Annotated in this window: 17 protein-coding genes; 13 read left to right on the plus strand and 4 right to left on the minus strand. The window is 39.1% G+C overall.

From position 1 onward, the window contains the following. Window positions 1-157 precede the first annotated feature (157 nt). Window positions 158-2,911 (minus strand): dynamin family protein, encoded by a 2,754-nt coding sequence (locus MLOOGBEN_RS08005; protein ID WP_179157730.1) that lies wholly within the window; start codon window positions 2,909-2,911, stop codon window positions 158-160. A 241-nt stretch (window positions 2,912-3,152) separates the two neighbouring features. Between MLOOGBEN_RS08005 and MLOOGBEN_RS08010 the strand changes: the two genes are divergently transcribed. Next, window positions 3,153-3,662, plus strand: a complete 510-nt coding sequence (locus MLOOGBEN_RS08010; RefSeq protein ID WP_179157731.1) for a hypothetical protein — start codon at window positions 3,153-3,155, stop codon at window positions 3,660-3,662. A gap of 36 nt (window positions 3,663-3,698) precedes the next feature. On the opposite strand, the gene MLOOGBEN_RS08015 is transcribed toward MLOOGBEN_RS08010, so the two are convergent. The 3 genes from MLOOGBEN_RS08015 to MLOOGBEN_RS08025 form a co-directional block, all read right to left on the minus strand. Continuing rightward, entirely contained in the window at window positions 3,699-4,421 is a 723-nt protein-coding gene (locus tag MLOOGBEN_RS08015) for an amino acid ABC transporter ATP-binding protein (RefSeq protein ID WP_179157732.1), read from the minus strand. Continuing rightward, window positions 4,418-5,074, minus strand: coding sequence for an amino acid ABC transporter permease (locus tag MLOOGBEN_RS08020; RefSeq protein ID WP_179157733.1), 657 nt, complete (start codon window positions 5,072-5,074; stop codon window positions 4,418-4,420). Before MLOOGBEN_RS08020 ends, MLOOGBEN_RS08015 begins: the two co-directional genes overlap by 4 nt. A gap of 110 nt (window positions 5,075-5,184) precedes the next feature. Continuing rightward, window positions 5,185-6,003 carry a basic amino acid ABC transporter substrate-binding protein gene (locus MLOOGBEN_RS08025; RefSeq protein ID WP_179157734.1) on the minus strand — a complete coding sequence of 273 codons (819 nt, stop codon included), beginning with the start codon at window positions 6,001-6,003 and terminating at the stop codon, window positions 5,185-5,187. A 295-nt stretch (window positions 6,004-6,298) separates the two neighbouring features. On the opposite strand from MLOOGBEN_RS08025, the gene MLOOGBEN_RS08030 reads away from it, so the two are divergent. The 12 genes from MLOOGBEN_RS08030 (at window position 6,299) to MLOOGBEN_RS08085 (ending at window position 18,941) form a co-directional block, all read left to right on the plus strand. Then, complete coding sequence (locus tag MLOOGBEN_RS08030) at window positions 6,299-6,598, plus strand: hypothetical protein (RefSeq protein WP_179157735.1); 300 nt, start codon at window positions 6,299-6,301, stop codon at window positions 6,596-6,598. A 168-nt stretch (window positions 6,599-6,766) separates the two neighbouring features. Next, the gene (locus MLOOGBEN_RS29705) at window positions 6,767-6,973 is read left to right on the plus strand and encodes a Fur-regulated basic protein FbpA (RefSeq protein ID WP_179157736.1); all 207 of its coding nucleotides are present in this window, start codon (window positions 6,767-6,769) and stop codon (window positions 6,971-6,973) included. Between the two features lie 64 nt (window positions 6,974-7,037). Further along, window positions 7,038-7,373, plus strand: a complete 336-nt coding sequence (locus MLOOGBEN_RS08040; RefSeq protein WP_179157737.1) for a MerR family transcriptional regulator — start codon at window positions 7,038-7,040, stop codon at window positions 7,371-7,373. A gap of 144 nt (window positions 7,374-7,517) precedes the next feature. Then, entirely contained in the window at window positions 7,518-8,798 is a 1,281-nt protein-coding gene (locus tag MLOOGBEN_RS08045) for an ammonium transporter (RefSeq protein WP_179157738.1), read from the plus strand. Between the two features lie 84 nt (window positions 8,799-8,882). Next, on the plus strand, window positions 8,883-9,851 hold the full coding sequence (locus MLOOGBEN_RS08050) for a DUF294 nucleotidyltransferase-like domain-containing protein (RefSeq protein ID WP_179157739.1): 969 nt from the start codon (window positions 8,883-8,885) through the stop codon (window positions 9,849-9,851). Then, the gene (locus MLOOGBEN_RS08055; protein ID WP_179157740.1) at window positions 9,851-10,585 is read left to right on the plus strand and encodes an exonuclease domain-containing protein; all 735 of its coding nucleotides are present in this window, start codon (window positions 9,851-9,853) and stop codon (window positions 10,583-10,585) included. Before MLOOGBEN_RS08050 ends, MLOOGBEN_RS08055 begins: the two co-directional genes overlap by 1 nt. Before the next feature lie 421 nt (window positions 10,586-11,006). Continuing rightward, on the plus strand, window positions 11,007-11,915 hold the full coding sequence (gene ilvE, locus MLOOGBEN_RS08060) for a branched-chain-amino-acid transaminase (RefSeq protein WP_179157741.1): 909 nt from the start codon (window positions 11,007-11,009) through the stop codon (window positions 11,913-11,915). A gap of 11 nt (window positions 11,916-11,926) precedes the next feature. After that, window positions 11,927-13,594: a dihydroxy-acid dehydratase gene (gene ilvD, locus MLOOGBEN_RS08065; protein ID WP_179157742.1), complete on the plus strand. Its 1,668-nt coding sequence runs from the start codon at window positions 11,927-11,929 to the stop codon at window positions 13,592-13,594. A 512-nt stretch (window positions 13,595-14,106) separates the two neighbouring features. Beyond that, window positions 14,107-15,834 (plus strand): acetolactate synthase large subunit, encoded by a 1,728-nt coding sequence (ilvB, locus tag MLOOGBEN_RS08070; protein WP_179157743.1) that lies wholly within the window; start codon window positions 14,107-14,109, stop codon window positions 15,832-15,834. Further along, window positions 15,831-16,352: an acetolactate synthase small subunit gene (gene ilvN / locus MLOOGBEN_RS08075; protein ID WP_179157744.1), complete on the plus strand. Its 522-nt coding sequence runs from the start codon at window positions 15,831-15,833 to the stop codon at window positions 16,350-16,352. The genes ilvB and ilvN overlap by 4 nt, the downstream gene beginning before the upstream one ends. Window positions 16,353-16,375: 23 nt before the next feature. Then, a complete protein-coding gene (ilvC, locus tag MLOOGBEN_RS08080; protein ID WP_179157745.1) occupies window positions 16,376-17,407 on the plus strand; it encodes a ketol-acid reductoisomerase in 1,032 nt (343 codons plus the stop codon). Beyond that, window positions 17,394-18,941 carry a 2-isopropylmalate synthase gene (locus MLOOGBEN_RS08085; protein WP_179157746.1) on the plus strand — a complete coding sequence of 516 codons (1,548 nt, stop codon included), beginning with the start codon at window positions 17,394-17,396 and terminating at the stop codon, window positions 18,939-18,941. Before ilvC ends, MLOOGBEN_RS08085 begins: the two co-directional genes overlap by 14 nt. Window positions 18,942-18,951 lie beyond the last annotated feature (10 nt).

Here is an 18,951-nt window from a genome sequence, read left to right on the forward strand (position 1 = left end):
TGCTTTAAATAATACAAAATCCACTGATTTGGATACAATAAGCGGAAAAACTCCGCTTATTATGAAGGTAAAAATGGCTATTTCCCAATTTAAACGGAAATTCTCCGCTTATTTTCCAAACACAATAAAATCAACATTCAGCTTTAACACAGCCTTATTAATAAATCGTTTGTACACCCTTGCCTGCAATTGTCGTCCATTCAAATTGACGCAGTCTAACTTCAAATAGTGTCAACGGATCGCGGAACAATTCTGGGTTGGTATTCATTTTTTTCAGTATATCGTGATTTGTCGTAATTTGAGACATTGATTCCTCGATTGCTTCATTAAGAACCTTCAATGGCTGTCTGTAAAACATGGTAATGTCTCGTTCTAATGATTTTTCAAATAGCTCGAATTGTTGGAAGAAGCGTTCAATCACAACCTCAGTTGGTTCAGAATAGCTATCATTTTTAACAAAGGACTTGTATTTATTATACAGCATGGCTTTATTTTGAGAGATTGCCCCAAATAATTTCCCTGCACTTTTCAATAAAAATTGTGAAGCTGTGTTGCGAAGTAAGATATTGACCTTTTCTAATTGGAACCGGCTCGTCATTCTATCGGTATCCCGGCGCCAATCATCAAGCACTTTAAAATCACATTCTGTGCTAATTCGCTCTTCCCCATACAGGCTATTTAAGCCTTCAGCCATTTCATTTAAAAATGCCTGCCCTTGCTCAAATTCCTCTTTGCTACTGATAATCCATTCTTGAAGTGATGTATAATATTTCGGCAATACTTCTTGCTCCAAGTAATCTTGGATTCTATTGTTCATCATATCATTAAGCTCCAAATGAATCGTACTAATATTACTGTCTTCTTTGATTAACTCGGAACATTCTTGCAGTATTTTCGGTACTGCGGCAGAAATTTCTTTTTGGATTGATTCCTTAATAGCGCGGTATGATCTTGTGATTGCTTTTGTTTTTTGTGACTCCGCATCCTTTAATTGGTTAAGAGCACCATTTAACTTCATCACCACTTCTTCATTCCAGCGAACCGACTCAATTAATTGATTCTCCACATCAATTCTCTTTTGCAGCAGCCTGGATATGGTTGTTCGGATGAAATATAAAAGCTTTGCCAAGCGTTTATCGGCTATGTTTCTTTTATCCTTTATCGATTGAACAAATCTCTTCAGGTCGACTAATTGCTGTCCACTTTCATATTGAGAGGAAAAGGGTAATACTTGTGCTTCAGGTAAATAGGACTGAATCCTGGACCTAGTATCGTCGTAAATTCTTATTGCTTCCTGCTCATTAACAATCGTATCCATCTTATTCAAGAGAAAATGGACGGGAATATCGGGAGCAAGTTCATGAATTTGTGATAGAATCCCCTTTTCTTTATCTGTAAATGGAGCATTTGCATCTAAGACAAAGAATAAACTATCTGCCATTTGTAGATATTGCAGCACTTCATAGCGGTCTTGGTGGCTGCCTCTTAGACCTGGCGTTTCAATTAACGCCAGTTTCTGCTCATATAACAATGGAAAAGGCTGTTGAAATTCGATAATCGATTCTAGTGCATTTCGGCGCCGATCCATTCGCTCTTGAAATTGCGCGAAGTCTGCGAGTGGCACTGTCTCCTGATCAGTTATTTCATAAATATTTAAGTCTTCAAAATCTTTAAACATAACAAGCGACGAAGTGGGGCTATCCTGAATCTCTTCCCCTAGAATGGTATTTATGAAAGCAGACTTCCCGCTGCCACTTAATCCAGTAATCAACAAGTGATGGGTATCAAAATCATTCAATTGCGAAACCATCCATTTTAAGCGGTTATTCTCACCCATATCTTGACTATTCGCCCAACTAATAATGGACTCAAAGAGATTTATACATTCTTCTAATTCGTTGAAATGACTTTCTGTTTCGCCAATAAGATTTTCAGCCACATTAACAATTGACATACTAATACTTGTTGGAAATAGCTCATTCCATGATAATACCGCAGCTGACACTATGACCGTATGCGCAGGAACTGATAAGCGCAGCCAATTTGTTAATAGGTCAGGTACAAGGTCTTCTAGTGTTTTAATACTCTGGCTGCCGTTTATTAATCCAAAATACGTTTCATGATGGAGATCTGATAGCAATTGGAAATGGTTGTTTGTGCTAATATCTAGATTCAATAGGAGATGATTTAACTCTTTTAGCCATGTAAAATAGGACTCTTCACTTTTATAACTGTTCCATAGTGATGCAGTAAGCTCTTCAAACATCTGATGATCTAGGGTATACAATTCAAATAGTCCCTGTAAGAAATAATTTGGGTTTAAGCTTTTGGTAACACCTTTCTTTACATATGAATTCAATGTATCAAACCATTCAAGTGAACCCGTTCGTTTTGCTTCATTTAGTGCAAGTTCAATACCGTGATCCCAATCCTGCTGATCCTCAAAATATGCGCGGGCTATAGCAGTCACATTCGGATAATCCGGGTTAGCATTGATTGTTCTTTTGATAATCTCCACTGCAGCCTCAGACTTTCCTCGTTCAATATAAAGAGAAAACAGCTGCAGGGCCACTTCTGTCTTTAATGTAGGATTATTTGTTTCTATGGAAAGATAAAGGTCCTCAGCATTTGAGAGAAGACCTGTTTCAAAATAGGCATCGGCAATATTTTTCCTCGCCCAAAGTTCAAGTTCCCCCATTACGTTTTCCCATTTAAAAATAGCTGCCTCAAAATCTCGATTGTGAAAATAGATTTCTCCTTGTGCAAAGCGTATAGACGTCAAATCTGGCAAATCCTTTTGAAGCTCTTCCTGATACGCATCACCTAACACACGTATCGGCTGTATATTTTCATGTTCATTTATATACATTTGATAATATGACTTTTTTATTAACTGACTTTCCAACGTCATTTCCGTCCCCCCAATTACCACCACTTCTATGCATTCATATGGAAAAGAGGCAGAATTATTCCTCTATACAATTCGAACGAGGTATTCATTTTTAGTCCCTATTATACCGATTCTACCAAACGATTTTATTATTAAGGTTTCAGTTATATTTCAATTTGAATACATTCCTTTACACAGCAGGCTTCTACTTTTATCCCATTTCGCTGTATAATGTATTCATTCTACCAAAAGGGGCATTTTTTTGAAAAAGGACGAAGCCGTATTTATGGCAGATTTGATAAAAGAATCAAGACCTGCCGCTTATGAAATTAATAAAATGGAAATTGTTAATGGGATGCTGCCTCGATTTCATCAATGGACAAATGGTAAAAAAACAATAGCAGGCTTTGATGTTACTAGGGTAGATAGCGATACCAGCTATTATTTTCTATTCATTGATTGGCACCGCAATGACAACTATTATTTAGTCATTTATCTACATAATAAATCAACCACAGCTGCGGAGCTAAGAATGGTTGAACAAGTAGACGTAAGCCCCCATATCGTATGGAAGTATAATCCTTTAAAACGTGATGGGAAAAACGATCAAAGAAAAGCTTATTTCAAGCAAATGTTTGGCTCAACTACTGTACAAATAAAAGTTCCTGCCTCTACTTTCGAAGTGAAGGAATTCTTTGAGCAACTATTTAAACTCTGCCAAAACCGGATAAAAGCAGACAAGATTGTCGACGTTTTTGATTTTGAAGTATAATTGATAGTAAAAAACAGGGTGGCTTGGCCTCCCTGTTTATAACACCTTACTCAAGAAGGCTTTGGTTCGATTTTCTTTTGGATGATGAAATAGTTCATTTGGAACATTTTCTTCGACGATAAGCCCGCCGTCCATAAAAATGACACGATCTCCTACTTCTTTTGCAAACCCCATTTCATGTGTAACAACCACCATGGTCATGCCTTCTTTGGCAAGCTGCTTCATGACCTCCAAAACCTCCCCGACCATTTCAGGATCAAGGGCTGAGGTTGGTTCGTCAAACAGCATGATTTTCGGTTCCATCGCAAGCGCTCTAGCAATCGCGACACGCTGCTTTTGACCGCCTGATAAGGAATCAGGATACGCCTCTGCTTTATCCTCTAACCCTACTTTTCTTAAAAGCTCTAACCCTTTTTTTCTAGCTTCCACAGCTGAAGTATTTCTGACTTTCATCGGGGCTAGCATGATATTTTCAATAACCTTTTTATGTGGGAACAGATTAAACTGTTGAAACACCATACCCACTTCCGTCCTAATTTTATTGATATCTGTCTTTTTGTCGGTAATATCAGTTCCTTCAATATAGACATGTCCATCTGTAATACTTTCTAAAAGATTAATACAACGCAGGAAAGTAGATTTACCTGAACCAGATGGACCAATTACAACCACAACCTCTTGCGGCTTAATGGTTACATTTATATCCTTTAGTACTTCATTCGTGCCAAAGGACTTTTTTAAATTTTTCACTTCAATCATTCTGTTGTCAGTCTCCTTTCAAGTCGGCTTAATACGTAGCTTAAAGAAAGCGTTAATACAAGGTAAATAAGCGCTGCAGTAATATACGGCTCCCATACACGGAAATATTGACCTTGCATGGCTCGTCCCCAATACATGAGTTCTGGGGCGGCCACTAATGATGCGAGTGATGATTCTTTAATTAGGACAATAAATTCATTACCTAGTGGTGGAATCATTCGTTTAAACGCTTGTGGAAGGATAATATAACGCATAGCTTGTACTTGCGTCATTCCGAGAGAACGGGCTGCTTCCATCTGCCCTTTATCAATTGATTGAATTCCTGCACGGAAGATTTCAGCTATGTATGCCGCAGAATTTAATGACAGAGTAAGAATCGCTGCAGCAATACCATTTGTTCCCCCTATAAACAGCGGTACTACCGCAAAGTGAATTAACATAATTTGTACCAGCATTGGTGTGCCTCGGAACAAAGTGATATACACGCCAAAAGGGAATGATAGAAATTTATTTTTCATCATTTTTCCTAATCCAATAAACAATCCAAGTACTGTCCCGATTAAAATACCAGCTAATGATAGTCCAATTGTAAGTAGCGTCCCTTTCAGAAAAAAGGGTGCGTATTCTGCTAAAATATCCCATTGAAAATCCATAATTAATCCCCCTATTGATACGTTGACTCTCTGTTAAATTATGTAAAATAAGGCATTAAACCAAAAAATTGCGTAACTTCTGATTTCTAAGAGTTACGCAATTTTTGTTATTATTGTTGGTCTTTTAATAGTTGTACGTCTGGATCTACCTTAAACCATTCATTGTAAATTTCTGCATATGTTCCGTTATCAAATACTTCGTTTAGCGCTTTATCAAAATCTGCTTTTATCTTACTTCCCTTCGGAAACATTAATCCGTAGAACTCTTGAGCAAATGCATCCTTATCTTCAATGATAACAAATTTATCATTCGGATTATTTTTTGCATATTCTTCAATTACTGTATTATCCGCAACAACCGCGTCTGCTCCTCCAGCCTTAAGCTCAAGGATTGCTAAGTTATTGTTTTCAAACTTTTTAATCTGACTGCTGTTTTTACCAAGAAGACCTTCAACCGCTTCCTGCCCAGTTGTTGCGTTTTGAACAGCAACTGTTTTATCCTTCAAATCTTCAGCACTTTTAATATCACTGCCTTCTGGAACCATAATCTTATTGGTAGATAAGAAGTATGGGACAGAAAAATCATAGGTTTTCTTTCTATCATCGTTAATGGTTATGGAAGAAATACCAATATCGGCAATTTTCTTCTCTAATTCTACGAATATTGGATCCCACCCGGTATGAGCAATATCAATTTCGTAACCCGCTTCTTTTGCAACCGCTTTAATTAAGTCAATATCAAAGCCTACTATTTCACCCTTATCCTGGTATTCAAATGGTGCGTAGGCTGCATCTGTTACGACGCGGAGAGTTTTCTTGTCCTTATCGGAGTCATCCCCATTACCACTTGTTTCACTCGATCCACAAGCAGTAAGCATTAACATAAGAGCCATGACCAAGAACGTTGTTAAAAGTTTTAACTTCTTCATTTTCTCATCCCCCTAATATTCTTTTGAAAAGTTAATCTTAAAAACATTTTTAATTTTTAGAATATAATGATTATAACTTTTTTTGTTTGCTTATTCAATATGTTAATATTAATACTTTAGTGTTTTACTATTTTAAAACGCAAAAAAAGTAATATGAAAATAGTATTTATTAGATAATTGTTTATTTTGGATTGATATTTTGTTTAGGTTTCCATTTTATCTAGGCATATGCCCACACTCTCCGCGGATGACTACATAATCTATAGGGTATTAATCAAAAAAGGAGAGTTGCCCCATGTATCCTTATGGCTATTACCCAGCTCAACCAGTACAGTATGATTACAATATGTATGATCAATATGTTCAAGAAGACCCATATTCCCAAGACCAATTTGACCCAGATAGACAACCGCAGCAACTTGAGCGCAGAGTCACTCGACTTGAAAGAGAAAGTGAACGTCAAGAGAGAGAAATCAATCGACTACAACGTGAATTAAACCAGACTCAGCGTCGCCTTCAACGTGTAAATCAACGTCTTCGTCAAGTCGAAAGAAGATTTAACTTCCCATTCACACCATTCGATGGAGAATATTAATAACAAATATTAAGAGCCTGGCTGTTGACGCCTGGTTCTTTTTTATTTAGTAAGATTTCCTCTAATAAATGAAATTGTTTGTCAGTGTTTCTGACACATTCACAGACAAATCCTAATAATTTAGTTACCTTTTACAATATATTCAATTAGAAGGAGTGAAAAGGCGGTATGACAAATCAATTGCGTAAAGGAGTCGAAACACTTAAACTATTTTACATTAATCGATTAATTGCATCTGGTCTTTATAACGCTTCTGAACATAATCTAGATTCCCTCACCTTAAGCGAATTACAAAGTATTTTTATAAAGACATTCCCCCAAAAAAATAAACCAAAGTATCTTAAAATAACTTGTACCAAAATCCAATCAATGTAAGGAAATTTCACATAAGTTAGTAGTAAAGTACCTAATCACAGAAGAGCGTGGTGAGAATAAAAAAATGACAAATGATTTTTCTTATAAAGATAAAAAAGTAATCACAATTGGGATTGTTAGAGACTTAACGGGTCTCTCTGAGAGACAAATTCGTTATTATGAGGAGAGAAGGTTAATTTTCCCCGAGAGATCCCCTGGCGGAAGCAGAAAGTACTCTTTTGCAGATGTAGAATTATTAGTGGAAATCGCGAACAAGATTGAAGATGGTGTTCAAACGCATGAAATTAGGAAAGAAATGCTTCGAGCTCAGAAGAACCAAAATCAAAATGATGTTAGAAAAAAAATGATTCAAGGACAATTGAATGCTCAATTCGGTTTACGAAAAGGTCCATCTTCTTAATAAAGAAGATGGCCTTTTTTCTTCTCCCTTCAAAAACCATGTTAGGAAACCTAACACATTTGTAGAATCCCTATTAAATCCATGTAAAAATACAAATACACTAAATGTTAAGAAAGTTAACATGAATTTAAAGGGGGAGAAATGATGGATACTATATTCTTAATGAACAGTCTTTGGGTAATGGTTGGTGCAGTTCTAGTTATTCTTATGATTGGAGGATTCATTCTGCTGGAAACTGGATCAACGCGAATGAAAAATGCCGGACATATAGCAGGGAAAACGATACTTACCTTTGGTATCTCATCCATCATATTTTGGGCAGCAGGGTATGGCTTAATCTTCGGAGAAGGGAATCCACTCATTGGATTATCAGACTTCTTCTATTCGGGTTATGATGTGGAAGGCTTAGCACTTTCCGGTTCTGTATTCTTTTTATTTCAATTAGCCTTTGCTGGCATTTCCTTAACCATCGCGTTTGGCGGCTTTGCAGAACGAGCAAAATTAGGAGCATATCTCGTGTTTGCCGTTTTATTTTCAGTCATTGTTTATCCTCCTATCGCTCACTGGATTTGGGGCGGAGGCTGGTTAGCAGAACACGGTAAACAGGATTTCGCAGGCTCAACGGTTGTTCACTTAACAGGCGCTATGGCAGCATTTGCAGCTACTTTAATCCTAAAACCTCGTATTGGGAAATACAATAAAGATGGTTCAGCAAACAATCTCGCAGGACATAACCAAGTATTCACTGCTCTTAGTGTTTTAATCTTATGGGTGGGATGGTTTGGATTTAATGCAGGCAGTACAGTTTCTGTTGATGGAGCATTCTTTGGTTTCGTAGCAATGAATACGAACTTAGCTGCGGGTGCCGGAGTCATCGCTGCAATGATTATCTCCTGGATTGTCATGGGCAAGGCAGATGTTCCAATGATGTTAAATGGTGCCCTAGCAGGTTTAGTCGCCATTACAGCTTCCTGTGCTTTTGTTGATACTTGGGCTGCAGTTCTAATCGGTTTCATATCTGGAATACTTGTATTTTACAGCATTCGATTCTTTGAAAAGAAAGGAATTGATGATCCAATCGCAGCATTGTCTGTACACGGTACAGCAGGTATATGGGGAACATTATCAACTGGACTGTTTGCCACACCGGAATTAGCAACAGTTGGGGAGCCAGGATTATTTTACGGAGGCGGATTACACCAGCTTGGTGTTCAGGCATTAGGTGTTGTAAGCAGTGGTGCTTTTGCTTTCATTGTCTCCTTTATCCTGTTAACGATAATGAAAGCTGTTATGAATGGCTTGCGTGTTACAGAAGAAGAAGAAATTATTGGTCTTGACATGAGTGAGCATGGAAGCTATGGTTACCCCGAAATGGTAAAAACAGAAAAAACAGCAATAAGTTCAGAGCCTAAGTTAAAGTTTTAATAGCCCTATTTTTATAGCTAGTCCCCATCCCCTTTCACCTAGCAAGGGGATGGCATTGTATTTTTTAGGAGGTGTACTGAATGAATGAACAGCTACTTAGAGATTAGAAGATTCCGTGATGACCAAATCATTTGGGTTACTCGCAATCATTTCCAATTAAATCAGTTACATGATGAAATTATCAAACGTGTCATCACAGCTTCTGTTAATCAAATTATAGAAAGATACGGCCCTATTCCCTGCTCTTTCTCCTTTTTTATGATGGGCAGTGCTGGACGGTTTGAACAATCCGTATGGAGCGATCAGGATCATGGCATTATTTATCAACAACAAGGCACTGAGATAAATGAATACTTTTTGGCATTAGGGAAAGAAATCTCACAGGGCTTGCAGCTAACCGGCTATGTTTATTGCGATGGCGGAGTAATGGCCAGTAATCCTTTATGGTGTAAATCAGTATCCGAATGGAGGCAGCAATTAGCCACTTGGCTGCTTGACTCTAACTGGGAATTGATTCGTCAATTATTGATTTTCATTGATGGGCGATCCCTATACGGTGACGCAAGCTTTCTAGAAAACTTAAAAACAGAAGTATATCAGACTATCTACAAAGAGAACCTCTTAAAAAAATTGCTCAGTAATACCCTGCACCTCAAAAAAGGAATGGGCATATTAGGTCAAATACTAACGGAAACACACGGGCCACATTCGGGATCGCTCAATATAAAGGAAAAAGCCCTTTTTCCATATGTAAATGCGATACGTCTATTAGCAATAAAAGGGAATATATTCGAAACCTCTACTCTTTCAAGGCTTGAAAAGCTGCCAGACTTTGAACTTCCTTCTACTAAGAGAGAACTATATAAACAACAGTTTTTAAAATTATTATACTTTCGTCTATCACTAGCAAAACCTGACAATTATGAAAATAGCCATTTTCTTCCTATAACTTCCCTTTCAAAAAAGCAAAAGGATGAAGTTAAAGAAATATTGAAAAATGGAGCTGCCCTTTATCGTTATGTAAGAAATATAGTAAGCAAGGAGGATTCTTAATGGGAATGAATGATATGATTCACTTTTTCAGACAAATATCAGGCAGACTTGGTTCCAACATTTATGCAGGTGTTCAAGGGCATGCTAACATGCAAAATATCTCATTTATTAGAAAACTTCAAAAAGAAATGAAAGATAATAACTGCCTGGACACACCTCTTCACGAATTAAAGGTTGTGGTGTTTGATTTAGAAACAACTGGTTTCTATCCGGAAAAAGGAGATAGAGTCATTTCCATTGGCGCCATCAAGATGACAGGGCAGCAAATCAAGGAAACAGAAACTTTTTATTCCCTAGTACATTCTCCAGATAGACTTTCACATGAAATCTCCGTCCTGACCAATATTACGGATGAAGAATTACAGTCAGCACCATTGGCTACAGAAGTGTTGATGGAATTTTTCAAATTTGTACAAAACCACGCTCTTGTAGCCCACCACGCTAAGCATGAACAGACTTTTATGCAAAAAATGACTTGGGATTTACTAAAAACTAGATTTGAGCACCGAATCATTGACACCTCCTTCTTACTGCGCCTTTCAAATCCTATGATAAAATCATTGCCACTTGAAGCTGTGTGCAAGGAATGTGGAATAGAAATTATCAACCGGCACCATGCACTTGGGGATGCCAAACTGACAGCACATATTTGGGGACATTATTTGGAGATGGCTCAAACAATAGGTTATAAAAATCTCCGTGAGGTATACGAATACCTAGCGAAAATAAAATAGCAGCAAATGCGAAAACAAGTATAGTGAAAAACTAATGTTTATCTTTTTTTATAGAAATGGCTTAGTAATCCAAGCTGTTTTTTTAGTTGACAATAGTAGAATCCTCGTATGAAATTACTCCTTCTCACTCTTCTTTTTTAACCTCAAAAAATATTTTTTTACTATTTTTATTTCTCCCCAACCTTAATCTAACAATAATGAAAACGCTATCAACTTTTTCGATTTATTTGAATTGTCAGATTTTTGTGTTGACCAAGATTTAGATTGGGTGTAAGATAACTGAAAATATAATTTGTATTAAATATTCTCATTAATGAAATTGCCTTCAGTCATTCCTTCAAACAGGAAATAAGGCATGGGCATTTTTTTACAAATGATTTTAATTATCTAAAGCGTTGTATCACTAAAAGGAGTGGTTAGGTTGGGAAGTCAATGGATATTCCTTGACGGACAATTCGTCAAGAAAGAGGATGCTGTAGTTTCAGTTTTTGACCATGGATTTTTATATGGAGATGGAGTATTTGAAGGCATTCGTGTTTATAGCGGAAACGTCTTTAGACTCGATGCCCACTTAAAAAGACTGTTCGAATCAGCACAATCCATTATGCTGAATATTCCTTTTACACAGGAAGAAATGACACAATTAATTGTGGATACTATCAGAAAGAATGAATTGGACAGCGCCTATATTCGAGTTGTAGTTTCACGAGGCAAAGGAAATCTCGGCCTTGACCCTTCCTCCTGCATAAAGCCCAGCGTTATTATCATCGCAGAGGAATTGAAAATGTTCCCTCAAGAATATTACGATCGAGGAATTAAAATTGCCTCTGTGCCAAGCAGAAGAAATCGTCCGGATGTCCTAAGTCCACAAATTAAATCATTAAACTATTTAAATAATATTCTTGTTAAATTAGAAGCCAATCAGGCTGGTGTAGAAGAAGCTTTAATGCTCAATGATCAAGGTTATGTAACAGAAGGCTCTGCTGACAATATCTTCATCGTAAAAAATGGAGTAATCTTTACCCCTCCTGTTTACTTAGGAGCGTTAGAGGGAATTACACGAAACGCTATCATTGATGTGGCAAGAGCAAAAGGCTACGAGGTTAGAGAATCTCCATTCACCCGCCACGATGTTTATGTTGCGGATGAGGTGTTCTTAACCGGAACAGCTGTAGAAGTTATTGCTGTTATTAATGTGGATGGCCGCGAAATTAATGGCGGTAAACCAGGAATCGTTACAAACGACCTATTAGAAGAATTTAGAAAAATCGTAACAACGGACGGAGTGGGTTGTTATCCTGAATCTACAAACCACGTTATTGTCAGTTAGGAGATAAAACAATGCGAAGCGATATGATTAAAAAGGGGATTGATCGTGCTCCCCACCGCAGCCTATTATACGCTACCGGGGTAACAGTGAAGGACCTAGAAAAACCGTTTATCGGTGTCTGTAACTCATTTATTGAAATTATCCCTGGGCACAAACACCTTAATCATTTCGGTGAAATCGTTAAAGAAGCGATAAGAGAAGCTGGCGGAATACCTTTTGAATTTAACACAATTGGCGTAGATGACGGAATTGCAATGGGTCATGTTGGAATGCGTTACTCCCTTCCCAGCCGTGAAATTATCGCTGATAGTGCAGAAACAGTAATTAATGCACATTGGTTCGATGGTGTATTTTACATTCCGAACTGCGACAAAATCACACCAGGAATGTTAATGGCAGCAGTCAGAACCAACGTCCCTTCTGTTTTTGTTTCAGGCGGTCCAATGGAAGCAGGTGTTTCTTCTACCGGAAAAAACCTTTCTCTCACTTCGGTTTTTGAAGGAGTTGGAGCGTACCATAGTGGGAAAATGACACAGCAGGAGCTGCTGGATATTGAAACTGCAGCATGCCCTACCTGCGGATCTTGTTCTGGAATGTTTACGGCAAACTCGATGAACTGTTTGATGGAAGTGTTAGGCATGACGGTTCCGGGTAACGGCACAATTGTAGCTACTTCTGAAGAAAGACACGAGTTAATTCGACAAGCAGCGAAACACTTAGTTGAATTAGTGAAAAACGATATTAAACCACGAGATATCATTACCAGAGAAGCAATTGACAATGCATTTGCTTTAGATATGGCAATGGGGGGATCGACGAACACCGTTCTACATACCCTTGCCATCGCTCATGAAGCTGGAATTGACTATGATTTACGAGAAATTAATAAGATTGCTGAAAGAGTACCATATTTAGCAAAAATTATGCCTGCATCCGATTACTCTATGGATGATGTCCATCGCGCAGGCGGAGTTAGTGCCATTCTTAATGAGCTATGTAAAGTAGAAGGTGCGCTGCATCAAGATTGCTTAAGCATTACAGGTAAGACTCTTGCTGAAAATGTGAAGGAAGCAACAATAACAAACGAAAACGTCATTCGGACCAAGGATAATCCATATAGCCCTGTTGGCGGACTATCCATCCTATACGGAAACATTGCTCCAGATGGCGGGGTTATCAAAGTTGGTGCTGTGGATCCATCAATTAAAACCTTCCTTGGTGAAGCAATTGTTTTTGAATCCCAAGATGAAGCACAGGAAAACATTAATAATGGCACAGTTAAGTCTGGTCACGTTGTTGTCATTCGTTATGAAGGACCTAAAGGTGGACCAGGAATGCCAGAAATGCTTGCTCCAACGTCAGCGATTGCTGGCCGTGGATTAGATAAAGAGGTTGCTCTCATTACAGACGGTCGTTTCTCAGGTGCCAGCCGAGGAATCTCGATTGGGCATATCTCACCAGAAGCTGCTGAAGGCGGTCCAATCGGACTCGTTGAAAATGGTGACAAGATACTAATTGATCTTCAGGAACGAACCATTGAATTACTTGTTGATGACGAGGTACTTGCTGAAAGACGCAGTTTATGGAAAAAGCCAGAACCAAAAATCAAGACCGGCTACCTAGCCAAATACGCAAAGTTAGTTACATCCGCCAATACCGGCGGGGTTATGAAAATATAAAAGCTATTTGTAGATACTGCCGCTTTAACCTAACCCAGGGTCTAGGCTCCCTTTTAAAGCCGAGGTTAAAGACATTTCAGTAGATTTGAAAAGTTTATAGAAAAAATCGATGACGGGAATAAAGGAATAAGAAAATGTATTTTCAGAGAGCTGGGGTTGCTGGAAGCCCAGTAATACACCTTATTCCGACATCATCCCTGAGTATTGAGCTGAACAGACCTAACTTATTAGGCTCAATCAGGTGCTTTCTTTAGGCACCTGTTACCAAAAGAAACGGCTAAGCGATTCTTTTTAGCCGCTTCAAGAGGCAGTATTCGTGAGAATGCTGTAAAACCGGGTGGTACCGAGAAATGGAAGGCCTTTTCTCCCCGATATATTCTGCTTTTGTTTTTAACTGCAGTTTATTTCGGAGGCGAAAATGGCCTTTTACTATTTAAATAGCTATCAATTTATGTAATGTCATAGGATGACTTTTGAAAAAGATTCGAACATCCATAAGGAGGGATTACGAGGTGAAAGTAGAAGCAAAGCCGGACGTCCAAACTAGTACGGCACCGAAAACGGGTGCAGACCTGCTCATTGACTTATTAATTAATGAAGGTGTTGAAACGCTTTTTGGGTATCCGGGTGGTGCCGTTCTGCCAATATATGACGCGATTTATCGTGCGAAAGGAAATATTAAGCACGTACTCTTCCGTCACGAGCAAGGAAGCATTCATGCAGCTGAAGGTTACGCTCGGATAACTGGGAAACCTGGGGTTGTAATCGCAACTTCTGGTCCTGGGGCAACCAACCTGGTTACGGGAATTACAGATGCGATGATGGATTCTTTACCCCTAGTGATTTTCACTGGTCAGGTGGCAAGAGGTGTCATTGGAACAGATGCATTTCAGGAAGCAGACGTAATGGCTATCACAACACCTATCACCAAACATAATTATCAGGTGCAAGACATTTCTGATTTGCCAAGAATTGTAAAGGAAGCCTTTCATATTGCTTCAACAGGTAGACCTGGTCCTGTTTTAATTGATATTCCAAAAGATATCTCTGCAGGAGAATTAACTCAGATACCTGAAGAAGTAAGTGTTCACCTTCCGGGTTATCAGCCAACAACAAAGCCAAATCCACTGCAGATAAAAAAACTTGCTGATGCGATTACAAAATCTAAGAAGCCCGTTATTCTTGCTGGTGCAGGTATTCTTCACGGTAAAGCTTCTAATGAGTTAACCGCTTTTGCTGAAAAGCACAAGATTCCAGTTGTAACCACACTTCTCGGTCTTGGAACTTTCCCAGCAAACAATCCTCTTTCTCTCGGGATGGGCGGGATGCATGGAACGTATACAGCAAACATGGCAATTTACGAATCAGATTTACTAATCAATATTGGTGCCCGCTTCGATGACAGGCTTACAGGGAATCTAAAACACTTCGCTCCCAATGCCAAGGTTGCCCATATTGATATCGATCCTGCTGAAATTGGTAAAAATGTTCCAACAAATATTCCGATTGTTTCTGATTCAAAGGAAGCTTTGGGTGAATTAATTAATCAGACAACAGAATCACCCGATACTGAAGGATGGTTAGAAACGCTTAATAAGTATAAAGAAGAATTCCCATTATGGTATAAACACAATCCAAACGGGATGTCTCCTCAATGGCTGATTGAAGCTATTCATAAAGTAACCAATGGGGATGCCATTGTCACGACGGATGTTGGTCAGCACCAAATGTGGGCAGCTCAGTATTACAATTTTGAAAAACCACACCGCTGGGTTACATCCGGTGGACTTGGAACAATGGGCTTTGGCTTCCCTGCTGCCATTGGCGCACAAATGGCTTCTCCAGAAAGCACAGTAGTCACTATTGTCGGCGATGCCGGGTTCCAAATGACCTTACAAGAGTTATCCGTAATCTATGAACAGAACCTTCCAGTTAAGATTATCATTGTCAATAACGGTGCCCTAGGTATGGTTCGACAATGGCAGGAATTGTTACATGGCAACCGGATTTCTGAATCTATCCTTAATACGCAGCCAGATTTTGTGAAGCTTGCTGAGGCCTATCATATCAGAGGGTTAAAGATTGAAAGCCAAGAAGAATTGATCACAAAGCTACCTGAAGTATTTGCTTATGACGGTCCTGTTTTAATGGATTGCCGGGTATTGCAACAGGAAAAAGTCTTCCCGATGATTGCTCCTGGCAAAGGGATACATGAAATGATTGGGGTGAAACCATCATGAAACGGATTATATCTTTAACTGTTCAGGATCGAAGCGGTGTCTTGAATCGAGTCACTGGTTTATTGCAAAGAAGACAATTTAATATTTCAAGTATTTCCGTCGGTCCAACAGAAACCGAAGGCATTTCAAAAATGACCTTGGTGGTTGAAATCGAAGATGAGCAACGCCTTGAACAAGTTACAAAACAACTAAACAAGCAGATTGATGTTTTAAAGGTTTCAGATATTACAGATAAAGCAATTGTTGCCCGTGAGCTGGCTCTAATAAAAGTAGCCGGCAGTTCACAGCTCCGCAGTGAAATAAACGGGATTATTGACCCATTCCGCGCCTTAATCATTGACGTTAGTAAAGAAAGCTTAACGATTCAGATTACAGGACGCCCAGACAAAATTGATGCATTGATTGACCTGATTCGCCCATATGGAATTAAAGAAATTGCTAGAACAGGATTGACCGCCTTCTTACGCGGACATCAACCACAGGTTAACGAGTTAACTACCTACTCTCAAATAAAATAAACATTTTGGAAGGATGATTAATAATGGCAAAGGTACTATATAACGGAGATATTCAAGAGGCAGTTTTACAAGGGAAAAAGATCGCAGTTATCGGATACGGATCACAAGGTCATGCACATGCATTAAACCTAAAGGAAAGCGGTTTTGACGTTGTTGTTGGTTTAAGAGGCGGAAAGTCTTGGGATAAAGCAGTTGAAGATGGTGTTGAGGTAACTTCTGTTGCAGATGCAACTGCTCAAGCAGATGTTGTAATGGTTTTACTTCCAGATGAAATGCAGCCTAAAGTTTACGAAGAAAGCATTAAACCAAACCTTGAAGCTGGTAACGCACTAGTATTTGCTCATGGCTTCAACGTTCATTTTACACAAATCGTCCCTCCTGCAGATGTTGACGTATTCCTAGTTGCTCCTAAAGGACCAGGACATTTAGTTCGACGCACATACACAGAAGGCGCAGGCGTACCAGCACTTTATGCTGTTTACCAAGACTACACTGGCCAAGCGCGTGAATTGGCACTTGCTTACGCGAAAGGAATCGGTTCTGCTCGTGCAGGTGTATTAGAAACTTCTTTCCAAGAAGAAACAGAAACAGATTTATTCGGAGAACAGGCTGTTCTTTGCGGCGGTGCTACTGCCCTAATCAAAGCTGGTTTCGAAACTCTTGTAGAAGCTGGTTACCAGCCTGAGGTTGCTTACTTTGAGTGTTTACATGAATTAAAATTAATCGTTGACCTTCTATATGAAGGAGGATTAGAAAACATGCGTTATTCTATCTCCGATACAGCTCAATGGGGAGATTTCGTATCCGGACCACGTGTTGTAAACGAAGATACAAAAGCACGCATGAAGGATGTATTAACAGATATCCAAACTGGTGCATTTGCAAAAGGCTGGATCCTTGAAAATCAAGCGAACCGTCCACAATTTAATGCAATTAACCGCAGCGAAAATAATCACCCAATTGAGGTTGTCGGCCGTGAGCTTCGTGCTTTAATGCCATTTATTAAGCAGCCTGTAAACCAAAAGAAAGAAGTGGTGGTAAATGGTTCACGTTAACATCTTTGATACGACACTACGCGATGGTGAACAATCTCCTGGTGTAAATCTAAACCAGCTTGAAAAACTTGAGATTGCTAGACAACTAGAAAGATTTGGTGTGGATATTATGGAGGCCGGATTCCCGGCTTCCTCCCAAGGGGATTTCGAGGCAGTAAGAGCAATTGCCCGGAGTATTAAAAATAGTTCCGTTACTGGCCTGGCAAGAGCAACCAAATCGGACATTGACATTGCGTGGGACGCATTAAAGGATGCTGCAGAACCAAGGTTGCACGTTTTCCTAGCTACCTCCCCTATTCATATGAAATATAAATTGTTCAAAACACCTGAGGAAGTCATTCAAACCTCCGTTGATATGGTGGCATATGCCAAACAAAGATTCCCTCATATCGAATGGTCTGCTGAAGATGCTTCTCGTTCGGATCTTGATTTTCTTGTCAAGATCATTACAAAGGTCATCGACGCTGGAGCAACAGTCATCAACCTTCCTGACACTGTAGGTTATGCAACCCCAGCTGAATATGGATACATGTTCAGATATATTCGTGAGAATGTTCCAAATATCCACAAAGCAGCGTTATCGTGCCATTGCCATGATGACTTAGGAATGGCTGCTGCCAATTCACTGGCGGCAATCGAAAACGGTGTTACCCAGGTGGAAGGAACCATTAATGGAATTGGTGAACGTGCGGGGAATGCCTCACTTGAGGAAATCGCAGTAGCCCTAAATATTAGAAAAGATAAATACCCTTATACGACCAATCTAGTTCTAAAAGAAATCAAACGTACCAGCGACCTTGTCAGCCGCTTTACAGGAATGATGGTTCCTGGAAATAAAGCAGTAGTTGGAAAAAATGCCTTTGCACATGAATCTGGAATTCATCAGGATGGCGTTTTAAAAAATACCTTAACCTATGAAATTATCACTCCTGAAATGGTTGGGATTCAATCGAATGATTTAGTCCTTGGTAAACATTCTGGACGTCATGCCTTTAAAGATAAAATTGAAAATATGGGCTTTACGTTATCAGCTGAAAAGCTTCAAGAAGCATTTACAGCTTTTAAACAGCTCACCGACCGTAAAAAGGAAGTGACCGATGAAGATTTATTTACCATATTAACAGACATCCAAACAGCTGTAGCTGATGTTAAAAAATATGAACTTGTTGCTTTTCAAGTACATTATGGTTCAGCCAACCTCCCTACTGCTACTGTTGCACTCAACACGCCAGAAGGTGTTCGAGTAGAAACAGCTCGTACAGGTTCAGGAAGCGTTGAGGCACTAATGAACACATTGGAAGCTCTTATAAAAGAAGAAATTCACTTAACTGATTTTAAACTGAACTCCGTTGGTCAAGGGCGTGACGCATTGGCTGAGGTACATGTAAAAATGACTGTTGACGGTTTACAGGTAAGTGGCCGCGGTTCAGCTCAGGACGTATTAGAAGCTTCTGCTAAATCTTTCTTGAATGCTGTAAATCGAGTATTTTTCACCCCTAAAGCTGTTGTTCAAGCAGCAGCAGCTCAAGCATAACTGGTTTTCG

The sequence above is a fragment of the Bacillus sp. EB106-08-02-XG196 genome, from assembly GCF_013396335.1.
In the GTDB taxonomy this organism is placed as follows: Bacteria; Bacillota; Bacilli; order Bacillales; family Cytobacillaceae; genus Neobacillus.